This window comes from Halomonas sp. A3H3 (assembly GCF_000982975.1).
Taxonomy (GTDB): domain Bacteria; phylum Pseudomonadota; class Gammaproteobacteria; order Pseudomonadales; family Halomonadaceae; genus Vreelandella; species Vreelandella titanicae.
This window is the reverse complement of sequence record NZ_HG423343.1, coordinates 3227190-3242928: the sequence shown is the minus strand read 5'-3', so window position 1 is coordinate 3242928 and position 15739 is coordinate 3227190. Positions and strand designations below refer to the sequence as shown.

General features: G+C 55.1%; 13 protein-coding genes. 4 read left to right on the top strand and 9 right to left on the bottom strand.

Annotated features, from left to right (window positions below):
- Positions 1-490 (bottom strand): alpha/beta hydrolase (locus HALA3H3_RS26185; RefSeq protein ID WP_144410457.1); only part of this gene is annotated, 490 nt, incomplete at its 3' end.
- Between the two features lie 149 nt (positions 491-639).
- Here HALA3H3_RS26185 and HALA3H3_RS14405 point away from each other — a divergent pair.
- From HALA3H3_RS14405 to dauA, 3 genes are all read left to right on the top strand, one after another.
- Positions 640-1062: a hypothetical protein gene (locus HALA3H3_RS14405; RefSeq protein WP_022522299.1), complete on the top strand. Its 423-nt coding sequence runs from the start codon at positions 640-642 to the stop codon at positions 1060-1062.
- A 203-nt stretch (positions 1063-1265) separates the two neighbouring features.
- A complete protein-coding gene (betT, locus tag HALA3H3_RS14400) occupies positions 1266-3314 on the top strand; it encodes a choline BCCT transporter BetT (protein WP_022522298.1) in 2049 nt (682 codons plus the stop codon).
- A gap of 151 nt (positions 3315-3465) precedes the next feature.
- Positions 3466-5214: a C4-dicarboxylic acid transporter DauA gene (dauA, locus tag HALA3H3_RS14395; protein ID WP_022522297.1), complete on the top strand. Its 1749-nt coding sequence runs from the start codon at positions 3466-3468 to the stop codon at positions 5212-5214.
- A 76-nt stretch (positions 5215-5290) separates the two neighbouring features.
- Here the strand turns inward: dauA and adhP are convergent, their stop codons facing one another.
- Both adhP and exaC read right to left on the bottom strand, forming a co-directional pair.
- Entirely contained in the window at positions 5291-6319 is a 1029-nt protein-coding gene (adhP, locus tag HALA3H3_RS14390; RefSeq protein ID WP_022522296.1) for an alcohol dehydrogenase AdhP, read from the bottom strand.
- A 138-nt stretch (positions 6320-6457) separates the two neighbouring features.
- Positions 6458-7978 carry an acetaldehyde dehydrogenase ExaC gene (exaC, locus tag HALA3H3_RS14385; RefSeq protein WP_022522295.1) on the bottom strand — a complete coding sequence of 507 codons (1521 nt, stop codon included), beginning with the start codon at positions 7976-7978 and terminating at the stop codon, positions 6458-6460.
- 116 nt (positions 7979-8094) lie between these two features.
- On the opposite strand from exaC, the gene HALA3H3_RS14380 reads away from it, so the two are divergent.
- The gene (locus tag HALA3H3_RS14380) at positions 8095-8772 is read left to right on the top strand and encodes a response regulator (RefSeq protein WP_022522294.1); all 678 of its coding nucleotides are present in this window, start codon (positions 8095-8097) and stop codon (positions 8770-8772) included.
- Here HALA3H3_RS14380 and HALA3H3_RS14375 read toward each other — a convergent pair.
- From HALA3H3_RS14375 to HALA3H3_RS14350, 6 genes are all read right to left on the bottom strand, one after another.
- Positions 8769-10145 (bottom strand): hybrid sensor histidine kinase/response regulator, encoded by a 1377-nt coding sequence (locus HALA3H3_RS14375; RefSeq protein ID WP_022522293.1) that lies wholly within the window; start codon positions 10143-10145, stop codon positions 8769-8771. The genes HALA3H3_RS14380 and HALA3H3_RS14375 overlap by 4 nt on opposite strands.
- Positions 10114-11280, bottom strand: coding sequence for a nitric oxide-sensing protein NosP (gene nosP / locus HALA3H3_RS14370; protein ID WP_022522292.1), 1167 nt, complete (start codon positions 11278-11280; stop codon positions 10114-10116). Before nosP ends, HALA3H3_RS14375 begins: the two co-directional genes overlap by 32 nt.
- Positions 11261-13507 carry a hybrid sensor histidine kinase/response regulator gene (locus HALA3H3_RS14365; RefSeq protein WP_022522291.1) on the bottom strand — a complete coding sequence of 749 codons (2247 nt, stop codon included), beginning with the start codon at positions 13505-13507 and terminating at the stop codon, positions 11261-11263. Before HALA3H3_RS14365 ends, nosP begins: the two co-directional genes overlap by 20 nt.
- Positions 13497-13994: a putative pterin-binding protein gene (locus HALA3H3_RS14360; protein ID WP_053857001.1), complete on the bottom strand. Its 498-nt coding sequence runs from the start codon at positions 13992-13994 to the stop codon at positions 13497-13499. The genes HALA3H3_RS14365 and HALA3H3_RS14360 overlap by 11 nt, the downstream gene beginning before the upstream one ends.
- A gap of 165 nt (positions 13995-14159) precedes the next feature.
- Positions 14160-14978 carry a DUF2189 domain-containing protein gene (locus HALA3H3_RS14355; RefSeq protein WP_022522289.1) on the bottom strand — a complete coding sequence of 273 codons (819 nt, stop codon included), beginning with the start codon at positions 14976-14978 and terminating at the stop codon, positions 14160-14162.
- 325 nt (positions 14979-15303) lie between these two features.
- Positions 15304-15732 carry a universal stress protein gene (locus tag HALA3H3_RS14350; protein ID WP_027958076.1) on the bottom strand — a complete coding sequence of 143 codons (429 nt, stop codon included), beginning with the start codon at positions 15730-15732 and terminating at the stop codon, positions 15304-15306.
- Between the last annotated feature and the right edge of the window lie 7 nt (positions 15733-15739).

The window sequence follows — 15739 nt, the reverse complement described above, 5'->3', positions numbered from 1 at the left end:
GGCTCGTATCCACCTGCCACCTATCGGCATTGGCGTGAATCCAGGCCATCGCCTGTTGCAAGTCGTGCAGTTGGCTGGGGAAGCGATACTCCGGCGCAAAGCGGTGTTCAATATTAACCGCCACATAGCCTTGCCCTGCTAAGCTCTCAGCGATGCTCTGCATATCTTCCGGTGTGCGATTACGCCAGCCGCCTCCATGCACAACTAAGGCAGCAGGTCGCAACCTACCGAGCGAGTCGTCGGGTAGATAAACATCAGCTGTTAACGCCTGGGGCCACTCTTCGGGCGTATAAGTGGCAGGTGACAAGCGCGTAAAAGGCTGGGGTTCGCGCAGCGCATTGCTCTCAATCGCAGGCTCACCCTGGCTAACGTGTTGGGCAGCGCTACAAGCACTCAGCATTAAGGCAATGGCCCCCAGGCCAGTCACGCGGCGGAGAGAGGTAAACGCGCAACGCTGCTGCCATACGCGAAGTTGCTCGGTTCGCGACATGATGCTTCTCCTTGAAAAGTAGGTGACCCCTCACCTAGCGACTACGACCTGCAACAAGCCAATAAGATCATGATTGTTGCACACTATCTGCAAACGGTTTGCACGTCGCCTAGCGATACTGTCATCGTCAACTCATCAGGAGAGTACTTATGAACGTTTCAAGTGCTAGGAAAATGTCAATTCGCCAACTGTTAGCCCCCGCCCTGCTGGCTATCGCCATTGCTCCATTAGCGTTTACCGCTCAAGCAAATAGCCACGGTGACCATGAAGGGCAAGGCCCTGATCGCGAACGCATGGAAGAGCGCATGGAGGAGCGTCGCCAGGAAGTGTACGAGCGTGCAGATATCTCAGCAGAGAAACAGGCAGAGCTTAACGAAGCACACGCTGAACATCGCGAAGCCATGCAGGCACTGCGTGAAGAGCATCACGAACGGGTAGCTGAAATTCTCACAGAAGAAGAGCAGCAAGCACTGCGCAACGCCATGCAAGAAGCCCATGAAGAGTATCGTGGCAAGCACGGCAAACGTGGCCATCACGATGGTAATAGTGACGAAAACGCCGACAGCGAATAAACGCAGGCCAAGCCTCAAACCTTGATCCAACGCCCGGTTTTCCGGGCGTTTTTGTGTCTGCGCTTTCATCAGCACGCTGATAACTCCACGCTAATTCAACCCAAATAGGAAGGTTAACTTGAAGGGGGACACTTAATCGCGTATTTTATTTGAACGTTCATTCAAAATAAAAATTCATCTTTCAACAACAGGAGTCCGCCTGCATGGCGAAAGACAACCCCATCCTCCCCTCCCGCGACCGCCTCAATCCCGTGGTTTTCCACGGCAGTGTGGCGGGTATCGTTATCTTTTTAGTACTCACCATGCTGTTCACCGAGCAAGCCGGTGCTTTTTTTGATGCCGGGCTTGCCTGGGTCAGCAAAACCTTTGGCTGGTACTACATGCTGGCGATTGTTGCCTACCTGGTCTTTGTGGTTGCTATTGGCATGTCACGCTTTGGCAGTATTCGCCTAGGGCCCGACCACTCCCGACCCGAGTTTTCGCTACTCTCCTGGTCAGCCATGCTGTTTGCCGCGGGTATCGGTATCGACCTGCTGTTTTTCAGCGTTGCCGAGCCAGTGGCCCACTATTTGGCACCGCCGGATTTAACCCCGGAGAGCCAGGCCGCAATGCGTAACGCCGTCGTCCAAACCTATCTGCACTGGGGGCTCTCCGGCTGGGGGCTGTACGTGTTGATGGGTATGGCGCTGGCCTACTTTAGCTACCGCCATCGCCTGCCGCTAGCGATCCGCAGCGCGCTCTACCCAATTCTAGGGAAGCGTATCCACGGCCCCATTGGTAACGCGGTGGACATTACCGCGGTTATTTCTACCGTGTTCGGCATTGCTACCAGCCTGGGTATCGGGGTGATGCAGCTCAACTACGGCCTCACCTATATGTTCGGCGTACCGGAAACGCTCACCGTGCAGGTGATTTTGATTGTCTTGGTGGTCGTACTGGCGACGATTTCCGTGGTAACCGGCGTTGAGAAAGGCATTCGTCGCCTCTCTGAGTTCAACATGCTGTTGGCATTGGCGCTGATGCTGTTTGTGCTCTTTTCAGGCGACACCCTGGTACTGCTGGATAAGGTGGTCAATAACGCCGGTGATTATCTATCCGGTTTTGTCGGTGCAAGCTTTGACACCTACGCCTTTGCCGATGAAGGCGCCCAAGAGTGGAAGATGTGGTGGACGATCTTCTTCTGGGGCTGGTGGATTGCCTGGACACCGTTTGTGGGTCTGTTCCTGGCACGTATCTCCCGCGGCCGCACCATTCGTGAATTTGTCGCAGGCGCCTTGTTTATTCCGCTGGCCTTTATGATGGTGTGGATGTCGGTATTTGGTAACAGCGGCATTGAGCTGGTGGCCAACCAGGGCGTTGTCGAACTGGGTGAACAGGCTCTTAACACCCCACAAACAACGCTCTACACGCTGCTTGAGTACTACCCCTATGTCGGCCTAACTGCGGCGGTTGTCACCGTGCTGGGTATCGTGTTCTTTATTACCTCAGCGGACTCCGGTGCACTGGTACTGGCCAACTTCACCTCTATTTTGAGCGACGTGAACCACGATGCGCCGGTGAAACTGCGTATTTTCTGGTCTGCGACGATAGGGTTGATCACCATTGCTCTGCTGATGGCCGGAGGCTTGAACGCACTACAGAGTGCCGTCGTTATAACCGCACTGCCCTTCTCAGTGGTGATTTTCGCGGTAATGGTGGGCATGTATAAAGCGCTGAAACTTGAAGGTAGCAAAGCCGATGCACGCCGCATGATTGCTGGTGGTGCCCCCGGTGGTGACTGGCGAGAGCGCCTGGATCGCGCCCTGGATACCTCTAATCGTGCGGGTGCCGCTGCGACGATCGAGCACTCCATTCGCCCAGCGATGACCCAGTTTGCTCAGGAGCTTGAAAGCCGTGGTCAAACCGCCAATGTGACCGAAGAGCATGTCGAGGGCGAGTCGCTACCGAACCTGACGCTCCAGGTCGACTTCGGTGACGCCACCAGCTTTGTCTACCAAGTGTGTCCGCACCGTATGCGCACACCAAGCTTCATCCCTGCCGATGATGACTTCTATGTACGTCTGGATGTCTACCTGGCGGAAGGTGGACAAGATAAAGACCTTAACGGTTATACCCGTGGTCAGGTGATTGGTGATTTGGTGGCTGAGTATGAGCGCCACTTACACTTCCTCACCTTGGCCGGTGAGCAGATGGGTCATGTTCAGGCAATGCCTGGCACCATCGGCGAACCGCCTGAAGACTCGCAGATATAAGTAAGCATCTGCGCTTAGCCTAAAAAAATCCCAGCCAAGCGGCTGGGATTTTTTGTGCGCGAACGACTCCGCGACTAACGACTTGTTGTGCAAGTTTCACCGCAGGCGTAGCGTAATGGCTTGTTTTCCCTATTTTTAGGAGTCTGACTCTATGTCCCGTGTCCATCAATCTTCGGGATACGTTTTCCCGATGCCTGGCCGCGCGTTAGTAAACGCCTGGCGTGAAGGGTATACGCTGGCCAAATTCAAGCGGGATGTAATGGCGGGTCTGACGATTGGTGTGGTGGCGGTACCGCTCTCCATGGCGCTGGCCATCGCTACTGGCGTGCCACCTCAGCACGGGCTATACACTGCCATCGTGGCAGGCGCGGTGATCGCCTTGACCGGCGGTTCGCGGTTTAATATCTCTGGCCCTACCGCCGCCTTTGTGGTGATCCTATTCCCCATTGTGGCCAATCATGGTTTGGGCGGGCTGCTGATTGCTACCTTTATGGCAGGCGCCATTTTGGTCGCGCTGGGGCTGTCGCGGCTGGGCAGTCTGATTCAGTACGTCCCCTACCCGGTCATTCTTGGCTTCACAGCGGGCATTGGCGTCGTCATTGCGCTGCTGCAACTGCCCGATTTTCTCGGTTTGGCCGGGGTCGAGCTCGGCGATAGTACTCTGCGTAACCTCATGCTGATTGGTCGAGCACTGCCCACTCTGTCACTGGCTGAAATCAGCGTCGGGCTTGTGACCTTGGCAACGCTGTTAATCTGGCCCCGCCTGAATACGCCAGTTCCTGCCCCGCTGGTTGGCTTGGCGGTGGGTACCCTGGTTGCCGCCCTGCTGCTGGTGGGTGGTGTCGAGGTCGATACTATCGCCTCGCGCTTTAGCTGGGAGTATCAGGGCGAAAGCGGCAGTGGCATTCCTCCCTTCGCGCCTGGCTTTATCGCACCGTGGCATTTCCCTGGTGCCGATGGCACGCCGCTTGAGATCGACTTTGCGCTGATTCAGGCTCTGCTTGGCCCGGCACTGGCGATTGCACTGCTGGCGGCCATTGAGTCGCTACTGTGTGCCGTGGTAGCAGATGGCTTAACTCGCACCCGCCATGATCCTAATGCCGAGCTAATTGGCCAGGGGCTGGGCAATATGGTGGTGCCCTTCTTCGGCGGCATTACCGCCACGGCGGCCCTTGCCCGCACCGCGACCAATATCAAAAGCGGTGCCTTTTCACCTATCGCTGCAGTGGTGCACTCAGTCGTAGTGCTACTTGCCGTGGTCGTGCTCGCGGGAGTACTGGGATATGTACCCATGGCCGCTCTGGCTGCCCTGCTCTTCATCATCGCCTGGAACATGAGCGAGGCGCACCACTTTATGCATACGCTGAAAAGCGCCCCCGCCAGCGATGTTTGGGTGTTGGTGATCTGTTTCGTACTCACGGTTGTTTTTGACATGGTGGTTGCCGTGGCCGTGGGTATTGGCCTAGCCGCCGCGCTGTTTATTCGCCGAATGGCACAGCTGACTCATACCCAACGCTTGGCGGCACCCAACACCAGCGAACACTTCCCGCCGGAAGTAGCCCTTTATAAGATAAGCGGACCGCTGTTTTTTGGCGCAGCAGAAAAGGCCATTGCCACACTCAGAGTGATTGACCACAGCGTAAAAATCGTCGTTCTGGATATGCGCGATGTACCCAGCCTGGATACCACCGCCATGGTGGCGCTGGATACGCTGCGACGCGAGCTGGGCGAGCATGGGGTGGGGGTAATATTTGTAGGGTTGTCACCGCGCATAGCGCTGAAACTCAAACGCGCGGGCATTAAGCGCGAAGCAGGTCAGTTAGCGGTTGTCAGTAACCTTGCCCACGCAGAGCGAATGGCGCGCCGTTGGTTGGGCCAACAGGGGAACGGCGGGGATTAAATCGTGCCTGAGCAGTGACACTGCCGAAGTTAAAAAGGGGAGTTGCCTCCCCCTGAGATACGACACTAGAACGATGTCAGCTCGCCATATCCAACACGATACGACCCTCGATTTTGCCGTCGATCATGCGCTGGAAGACATCGTTGATATTGTCCAGCGTATCGGTTGCGACCGTGGCCTTAACCTTGCCTTCGGCAGCGAAATCCAGCGCTTCCTGCAGATCGCTGCGCGTACCAACGATAGAGCCACGTATGGTAATGCCATTGAGCACTGTGCTAAAGATTGGCAGCGGGAAGTCGCCGGGTGGTAGGCCATTGAGCACCAGTGTTCCGCCGCGGCGTAGCATATTCTGCGCTTGATCAAACGCCTTCGGCGACACCGCTGTCACCAAGGCCCCGTGAGCACCACCAGTGGTTTTCTTCAGGTAGGCCGCTGGGTCGGTTTTCATGGCGTTAACGGTTACCGTGGCGCCTAAACGCTCAGCCAGGGCTAGCTTACCGTCATCGATATCAACAGCCGCCACGTTCAGCCCCATCGCTTTGGCGTACTGCACCGCCATATGGCCAAGCCCACCTATCCCCGAAATCACCACCCACTGACCGGGGCGGGTATCGGTCATTTTCAAGCCTTTATAAACCGTTACCCCTGCACACAACACCGGGGCTATTTCAATAAAATCAACGGCATCCGGTAATCGCCCTACATAGCCTGCATCCGCTAAGGTGTAGTCCGCGAACCCGCCGTTAACGCTGTAGCCGGTATTCTGCTGGGACTCGCACAGCGTCTCCCAACCGCCTAAACAGTGCTCACAGTAGCCGCAGGCCGAGTAGAGCCAGGGCACACCAATACGATCACCCTCTTTGACGTGGGAAACACCTTCACCCACCGCCACAATATGTCCAACGCCTTCGTGCCCTGGAATAAACGGCGGCGAGGGTTTTACCGGCCAATCGCCGTGGGCGGCGTGTAAATCGGTATGGCAAACCCCAGAGGCCGCCACTTTCATCAACACTTCGCCCTGCTTGGGGCGAGGTACGTCAACTTCTTCTATGACCAACGGCTGGCCAAACTCACGAACGACCGCCGCGCGCATTGTGCTATCCATGATGCAACTCCTAATAGTTTTCGATACGGCAGTTTAAGCACTGCTCTTATCGGTAGAGTCAGCGTCAGGGGACTGACAATTACCGCCCGGCTGATGCCGGGCGGTGTGGGCTAGCTATACATAGAAAAACGTGGCGGGTTAGAAGAAGCCCAGCGGATTGATGTCGTAGCTGACCAGCAGGTTTTTGGTTTGCTGGTAATGTTCGAGGGCGACTTTGTGAGTTTCGCGGCCAACGCCAGATTTCTTGTAGCCACCAAAAGCTGCGTGGGCGGGATACTGGTGGTAGCAGTTGGTCCATACACGTCCGGCTTGAATGCCTCGGCCCATGCGGAAGGCGACGTTGATATCGCGGCTCCACACGCCTGCGCCCAAACCAAACTCGGTGTCGTTGGCAATCGCCAACGCTTCTTCTTCATCCTTGAAGGTAGTGACTGCCACCACCGGGCCAAAGATTTCTTCCTGGAAGACGCGCATCTGATTGTTACCCTTCAGCAGCGTGGGCTGGATGTAGTAACCATCGTTGATGCTGTCGTCCATGGTCTCTTTATTACCGCCGGTGAGGAATTCCGCGCCTTCATCTCGGGCGATATCCATATAGGACATGATTTTATCGAACTGCTCTTGAGAGGCCTGAGCCCCCACCTGCACGTCGGTATCCAGAGGATTGCCGCGTTTGATGGTTTTGGTACGCTCGATGACCTTGGCCATGAACTCCTCGTACATGCTCTCTTGGATCAGCGCACGTGACGGGCAAGTACACACTTCACCCTGGTTAAAGAACGCCAGCACCAAGCCTTCGACTGCTTTATCAATAAAGGTCGGTTCGGCGTTCATGATGTCGGCAAAGTAGATGTTGGGGGATTTGCCGCCTAGCTCCACGGTAGAGGGAATGATGTTTTCCGCCGCGCATTTCAAGATATGCGAGCCAACAGGGGTAGAGCCGGTAAAGGCGATCTTGGCAATGCGCTTGCTGCTTGCCAACGCCTGCCCTGCCTCAGCGCCAAAGCCGTTGACGATATTGAGCACGCCAGGCGGCAGCAGATCACCGATCACTTCCATCACCTTCAGAATCGAGGCAGGCGTTTGCTCTGCAGGCTTCAAGACCACGCAGTTACCCGCCGCCAGTGCAGGTGCCAGCTTCCAGGCAGCCATAAGTATTGGGAAGTTCCAAGGAATAATCTGCCCCACCACGCCCAGCGGCTCGTGAAAATGGTAGGAGACAGTATTGGCGTCAATATCTGCCGCGGTGCCCTCTTGGGAGCGTAAACAGCCCGCAAAGTAGCGGAAGTGGTCAACGGCCAGCGGTATATCCGCATTGAGAGTTTCGCGTACGGCTTTACCGTTATCCCAGGTTTCAGCCACCGCGAGGGCTTCAAGGTTTTGCTCAATACGATCGGCGATTTTCAGCAGGATATTACTGCGCTCTTGGGCGGATGTTTTCCCCCAGGCAGGTGCCGCTTTGTGGGCCGCATCCAGCGCTTTATCGATATCCTCTGCCGTTGAGCGGGGGACTTCGCAGAAGACATGGCCATTGACGGGGCTAATATTATCGAAGTATTGGCCTTTCACCGGGTCAACAAATTCGCCGCCGATATAGTTGCCATAGCGTTTTTCAAATGACACCACAGAACCGGTATCACCAGGGTTGGCGTAGATCATTGTATTGCTCCTGAGTATTATGATTATTAAAGGTGCATTGACAGTGTTGTTCACTAAAGCAAATGGCGATATAGCCCGATGGCAGGATTAGCCCTCATCCCTTGGTAGGAGACGCCATGTATTCCCTGTTGGTGGCGGATGACCATCCGCTATTCCGAGACGCGCTACAAACCGTGATTAGCGGGGGCTTGGCAGGCAGCCTGCTATTGGAAGCAGAGAGCCTTGCTGATGCAATAACGCTGATTGAAGCGCAAACAGAGCTAGATCTATTGCTGCTGGATTTAAGCCTTCCGGATGCGGAAGGCTTAGAGGGGCTGACAGCACTGCGAGAGGCATTTCCCTGGTTGCCGGTGGCGATTGTTTCTGCACATCAAGAGCGCCAGCTGGTACTCGATGCCATTACCCTCGGCGCGGTGGGCTATATTCCCAAATCCACACCCCGGGAAGCGCTGCTGGCGGCGTTAACGCAGATTCTTGAAGGCCAGCTCTACCTGCCGCCCGATATCATGCGTCGCCCAGCACCGCGCACTTCTGCGGTGCCACCCATTGCAAATGCTTCATCAACCAGCGAGCGGTTGGCGCGTTTAACCGATAAGCAGTTAGAGGTGTTGGCGTGCATGACGACAGGCATGTCGAACAAGCATATTGCCCGGGAGTTGTTGATTGCCGAAACGACCGTCAAAACCCATGTCTCGGCGATTCTGCGCAAGCTGAATGCCACGAGTCGGGTTCACGCCATTGTTATCGCAGGCGAGGAAGATCTAAGCTTTCACCGGGCCAACCGCACGCGTTAGGCTTTATTGAGCAGTGTGGCTAGCAGCATGCGCAGCCGCAGGGGCTTTAACGGTTTGAGCAGGCAGTACATGCCCGCTTCGCGGGTTGCACGCTTAATCTCCGCCTCGTGATTGGCAGTAATCACCACCGCTGCCAAGCCTGGATAACGGCGCTGCAGTCGCGCGGCCAACTCAATGCCGGTTTCGCGGTGATCGCCCAAATGATAATCCACCAGCAATACTGACGGTCGCTCACCGTCGCTGGCAGCCTCCAACGCACTCACCGTGGCGGCGGCGCGCACTCGGCACCCCCAACTGCCCAGCAGCGCCTGCATACCTTCTATAATCGCCAGGTCATCATCAATCACCCAAATGACACAGCCGCTTAGCGGATCCTCTGCAACGTCAGGCAGCGGCGTATAATGAGTGCTCGCCACTGCAGGCGGCGCGGCCGTCGCGTAGGGTACGGTGATCGAAAATAGCGCACCCGCGCCAGGGCTAGAGGCGAGCGAGATCGGTTGTCCCAGCATGGCGCTGATCCGGTCAACGATGGCTAGACCCAACCCCAAACCGCGGCTGTGGGAGCTATTGGGCTGATTAGCGCGGCGAAACTCCAGAAAGATCGCTTCCCGCTGCTGCTCAGGGATCCCGGGGCCGGTATCGCCCACCATAATTTCCAGGCCATCTCGTCTCCGCCGACAGCCCAGCAGCACGCGCCCCTGCTCGGTATAGCGCACCGCGTTGCTTAAGAAGTTGCGGATCACTCGCGCCAGCAACGCTAGATCCGACTCGACCACCGCACTGGAAGGCACGTAGTGCAGTGTCAGCCCCCGCACCCCGGCCACTTGGCGATACTCCTCTGCCAGCGCATCTAGCAGCGTGCTCACCGCGAAGGGCGCTTTATCGGCGTGGAGTACGCCTGCGTCCAAACGCGAGATATCCACTAGCGTTCCTATCAAGCCTTCAACATCTTTCAGCGAACGGCCAATATGGCCGACCAGAGCTTGTGAGGTATCAGGAAGCGAGTGGGTTTCTAACGCACTGGCAAACAGCCGGGCGGCATTGAGTGGCTGAAGCAAATCGTGACTGACCGCCGCCAGAAATTTCGTTTTGGAGAGGTTAGCGGCTTCGGCTTCGGCCTTCGCGGCCAGTAGGCGCGTATTGACCTGGCTCAGTTCGTCTAAGGTGCGGTGCAGCGCATCAGTGCGCTCACGCACCTGTTCGGCAAGTAACACTGAGCGTTCAAACGCGGCATAGGGCGCGGGGTCGGCACCGCTTCCCGTTTCCACCCGCTCCATCAGCGCTTGGCACACTTTACGCAAGCGACGGTTCTCTTCCCGCAGCGCCGCGACATCCGCCGCGTCAGTGTTTGTGGTTAGTTGGAAGAGATCCAAACGCCACCCCCGTAAACGTTTGATTCACATGCATACCATGATGCTGTTCACCGTACGTATTGAACCCCACTACGCCTGCCTGGCGCAGCAACTGCGATGCCTGATCCAACTGTTGTAACGCCTCGAGCTCCATCCTGCGTAGAAAACAGTCGCAGCCAATAATCATGCTCGGCGCGCCTAGGCGGGCACCTACTCCAGCAAGCATCACGCTGAGATTATCCAGTAGCGGCGTAGGCTGCATGGCGGTCAGTACAATGCCGTTTTCCACCGCGCAGTAAAAGCTCAAACTACTGTCGCTATTAACACGCTGAATAGAGCGCACGTAGTGCTGGCCGCCGATGCGTACGGCTAATGGATGACGGGCAAAAATGCCAGCGTTGAGCTGCGCAGGCGCACTACCTACCAGTTCGGCATATACCTGGGCGGCAGGCAACCCGTTGAGTTCTATCACCCGCCGCTGTTCGCGGTCAGCCTCGGTCACTACGAGTTTGTGGGCCAATGGTATTAAGTGGTGGGTTGAAAATACTTCAAAAGGCAACCGGGTGTTGATCATCACCACCACTGCTGCACGGGTATAAAAGCGCCCAGCGGTATACACATGGGTATGGCTAAGGTGATTGTCGTCACCCGCCGAGCCGCCAAAACTGGGGATACGGCCTAGGGCGGCATCTAAGGTAGCGAGCACCTGCTCTTCACGGCTGGATAAGCCATCCAATAGCGTCAGCGCAAAGCTGTGTTCGTTAATCGGCGCGATGGTTTGTTGGCGGCACTGCTCCAACAGCGTATCGACCAGCGGTTGAGCGTTGGCTAGTTCAAAATGCTCCAGGTCGTCGATCAGCGCCGTTTCAATGGCAAACAGTCGGCGATCAAACCCAATCGCCACGATGGAACCGCGGTCATAGCCTCCAGGGGTTATTTCCCCAGCCGTCGTACAGCCACTTAGCGGCGTGGTGGGAAAACTACTTTCCAGCGCGTCTGCTAGGGCAGCTAAATCATACTCCGCGCTGCAGAAGAACAGCACGAACCCCAAGTGTTCGTGCTGTAAAGCGTCGGCTAACTCCGCCGCTGCCTGGCAAGCATTAGCCTGCTGACTGGCCGCAGTAAGAATACCCTGCTCAACCTGATAAGTGGTCACGGCACCACCTCTCTAGTGCGGCATATGTATGCGCCGCTGCAAGTCTTAACGCGCAGAACGCATCATCAAGCTGCTTGGATGTCGCATGTTGCGTTTCAGCTAATTTTTCAAGCTGCTTCGCCAATTCGGCAAGCTGGTCGGCGCCCATACTCAATGACTCGCCGCGCAGTTGGTGGGCAAGCCGCTCAACCTGCTGTGTCTGCTCTGACGTTAGGGGAGTAGCGGCTAAACACGCAGCCAACTGAGCGGAGTAATCGCTTACTTGCTGATCATATAGCATGATCAGTTGTGTAACGCTCGCCTCCCCTAGCGTCGTTCTCAGCATGCCAAGGGTATCGCTGTTAAGGAGTGATTGCTGCTTGGTTAACGGAGGAGAGACCGCTAATGCCTGTAAAGGCGTTGCGTCTGGGGTTGCAAAAAGTTGTAATGCCAACACGTTACTTAGCGCCGCAAGCGACAGTGGCTTAGTGATGTAATCATCCATGCCCGCCGCCAGGCAGCGTTTACGGTCATCTTCAGCCCCCCCGGCCGTCATGGCAACAATCGGCACACTGGCCAGCCAGCCACCCTGTTCCCGCAAACGCTGGGTGACTGCCAGGCCATCCATATCGGGCAGTTGAATATCCATAAAGATCAAATGCACTTGTTGGGATTCGGCCATGGCCAAGGCATCATGGCCATTCTCGGCCCAGACGACATCGCAACCTAAGCGCGCCAACAAGCCCATCGCGACTTTGCGATTAACGGCATTATCCTCTACCAGCAGCAGTGTTGTGCCGGTAAAGTCCCGTGTGGGGGATGGGGGCAGCGTTCTGGATACGGGGTCAGCGGCGATCAAGGGCAACTCACACCAGAAAGTGCTACCTTGGCCTAATTGGCTTTTTACCCCTAATCGCCCCTGCATGGCTTCGCTTAACCGTTTGCAAATTGCCAGCCCTAGCCCGGTACCACCAAATCGACGTGCCACCGATTCATCCGCTTGCTGAAAAGGCTCAAATAGACGCTGCTGTTGCTGTTCGCTTAGACCACAGCCCGTATCACTGACCTCAAACAGTAACTGCTCCACCGTCGAAGAGACTCGTACGCTGACATCACCGTGATCAGTGAATTTAATCGCATTGGCAATTAGGTTAAGCAAAATTTGCCTCAGCCGACCTGCATCGACAAGCACCCAGGCAGGCACCAGTGCATCGACATTGACCGATAGCGTTAACCCTTTCATTTTTGCTCGGGGCGCAAATAGCACGACAACACTATCGACCAGCGGCTTGAGTTCCGTAGGCGATGTTTCAAGGGTTAAGTGCCCTGCTTCGATTTTTGAGAAATCGAGAATTTCATTGATCATCGCCAGCAATTGGTTGGCGCTGTCGTGGATCGTATGAGCGTAATCTTCTACCTGAGCGGGGCTGGCGGATTCACGCAGCAGCTCACTCATGCCGATAACACCGTTCAGCGGCGTGCGAATTTCATGGCTGACCATGGCTAAAAAGTCTGACTTTGCCTGATTCGCCGCCTGAGCCTGTTTGGCGGTGACTTCCAGCTGCCGACCAAGCTGCTCCTGGCTCCGCCTTATCGCCGCACTCTCACGCATTTCACGCACCAAAAAAGCAATCACCAGAAACGCCGCTAAGCTCATGCCAATAATCAGGCTCATCAGCAACTTGTAAAGCAGGCTGAGCTGGGCACGCTCCTCCGTCGCCGATTCGGCTAAATAGCCGTTAATAGCAATAACCAGGCGTTCAGTCAGTTGCGTTAGTACCTGTAGCTCATCTTCCAGCGCTGCTATCGGCAGTTGATCAAACACGCCGTAGGGTTCGAATATGATATCCAGCACATCAAGCTGCTGCTGAATTTCTTCCAGTAGCTCACGGGCGGTATCGATCTGCTGCAACAAGTTGCTGACTTCGCCGTCGTTAAGCAGCGTTATACGGCTATAAAGTAGCTCAAAGCGAAGATTTAGCTCCTCGTGAGCCGTCGGAGTTATCGGCTCGCGGGTTGCCGCCAATAAATGATTAAGTAGCTGTACCGCATCACGATCCAGCTTATAAACAACCCAGGCGGTATCTTCCCTCAGGCTTTGGGTTAGATTTTCCTGCCGCCAAGCGGCCAAGGTAGCGACGACCAACGCCGCAGCGAACAGTAACACCGCGACAATGGCAACGAGCTTAAAACGGCGAGGATAACGCAGTAGGTTGGAAGCCTGCGCACTAGGAGCGCTAGAGAACATTAATATGCATAACCTGCCATACCGCTCTAAAGCGGATTTTTTCGCTTAACAGCACTTCATCTTGATCAAAGGGGTAGAGCACCCACAAAGGGCCATATTCGCGAATCGGAATCGCCTCACCGTTTTTTTCGATGGCTAAGATGACATCGTGCTCAATAAAATCACTGACCGGTATTTCGGCTTCGTAACCGTTCAGCGCGGAAACGTGAACCGCATCACTGTCGGAGCTTAATAGCGCCAAAAGATCACGCATTAAAGGGCCACTATAGTGGCTGCGGCCCTCTGTCCACGGCGTGCTGGTATCAAATTCATACTGTGGTAAAGCCGCTAACATGGCCCGGTCAAACTGCGCTTCACTCCCCACATTGGTAAGGTCTATGTTACCACTGACGGTCAAAATAACGGGCCCGTTAGGCACGTCTAGTTCATCGACTGAATCAGCAAGCCCCACCGGGGGAGCGCTGAACATCAGCACGGCCCACCCCATTAACCACGCTTTCACAGTAAACACCTCACGCAAGGTTGCCCGCTGGTTATAGCTCCCAGGAACAATAAAAGAAGACAGCGTAAAGGTTACGCCATCTCCTTAAGCAGGTCAGGGCAAATACTGTTTTTTTCGTCACTGAAACGTTATTTACTGTTCACACTAGGGTTACGATTTGATTTTCTCGAAGGGTTCAAAGCGCACCAAATCTTCGTAGGCGTGCCAACTGGCATGTCCTAGCACAGGCAAAATAAGTGCAAGACCAATGTAAAACGTCATAACGCCAACCAGAACGCACAGGGTAAGAATCACCGCCCATAACAGCATCACGCGAAAGTTACGCGCGACACAGCGTACGCTAGCTTCTATCCCCTCCATAAAGGTTAGGTCTTGATCCATCAAGGTAGGAATCGCTACAACGCTTATGGCGAAGGCGCCAAAGGCTAAAATCCCGCCTGCAACTGTGCCCACTGCCAACATGCCCAGGCCCTCTGAGGTGGTCAGCAGCGCAGTATAGAGCGACGCGGGACTAGGCACTTCAAAACCGAAAAATAGTGCGAACAGCAGCGTGGCCAAACGAATCCAAGCGAGGAAGAAGATCATCATCATGACGCCCATCATCGCCAGCTGACCAGCATGGGGCTTCCAGCTTCCAAACGCATCACCTAGGTTAGGTACTTGTCCACGTTCCAACGCTCGGCTAATACCATAAGAGCCTACTGCCACCAGCGGGCCAATAAACATAAACCCGGCAATCATGGGCAGCAGCCAGTACCAGTAGCCCATGGTGAAGGCGCCAAGAGTAATGGCAATACTCAACCCCACCCAAAACATGCCATAAGAGAGGCTCACTACCGTTGCCCGGCGAAAATCCTCTACGCCAGCAGCCAACCACGCCCTGGGTCGATCCAATCCAACCTTGTTAATAGTGATTTTAACGCTGGGTTGATCCGCATGGTGGTTTGTTTTTGTTGTAGCCGCATTCATGGCATCACTCCTGTTGTTCCTGATATAGACCCTGGATTCAGGATTTACCTCTAAGGCATCAACACTCATTACCCGTTGACGGTATTAACACTAAATTAATGGCTTAACATTATTTGTTAATACCCTCTTAATGTAGCTGACCAACGCTGTTTGGGGTGACGCTTTGAGATGCGCGTACAAAAAATCCACGAAACAGCTGTCAACCGCCAATTAAATTGCTGCGTTAGTAAAAACCGATATAGTCAAGACGCGCGACGGACGGCCATAAAAAACTCCGAGCAACTGCCCGGAGTTTTGGGTTTTCCGTACGTGACGCTCTGAATGTCTAGCGCACAATCATTACCGACATTTTGGCATGGTGCACAACGTGCTCTGCATTGGGGCCGAGCACATAATCGACAAACTTACGCTTATTGTGGGAAGCCATGACGATTAGATCGACGTCCAGTTTCTTACCGGCTTTAATAATGGCCTCCCAAGGTGAGCCATCCACAATGACACTTTGTACCTGAATGTCGTCGGGCACATTCGTCTTGATAAAGTCATGGAGCGCATCGGTGATCGCTGTATGCGCTTTTTTGGAGAAGTCCTTGGGGAAGTAGGAGCCCACCATGGGCATACGATAGTCCGGCAGTACCGTCACCACATGAAGCGAGGCGCCAAAAGTTCGACATAGCGTCAGGGCTGTGGGCAGCGCCTTCGACCAGGAAGACTCCTCGTTCAAATCCACCGGCAACATGATCTTGCTATACATGGCACTC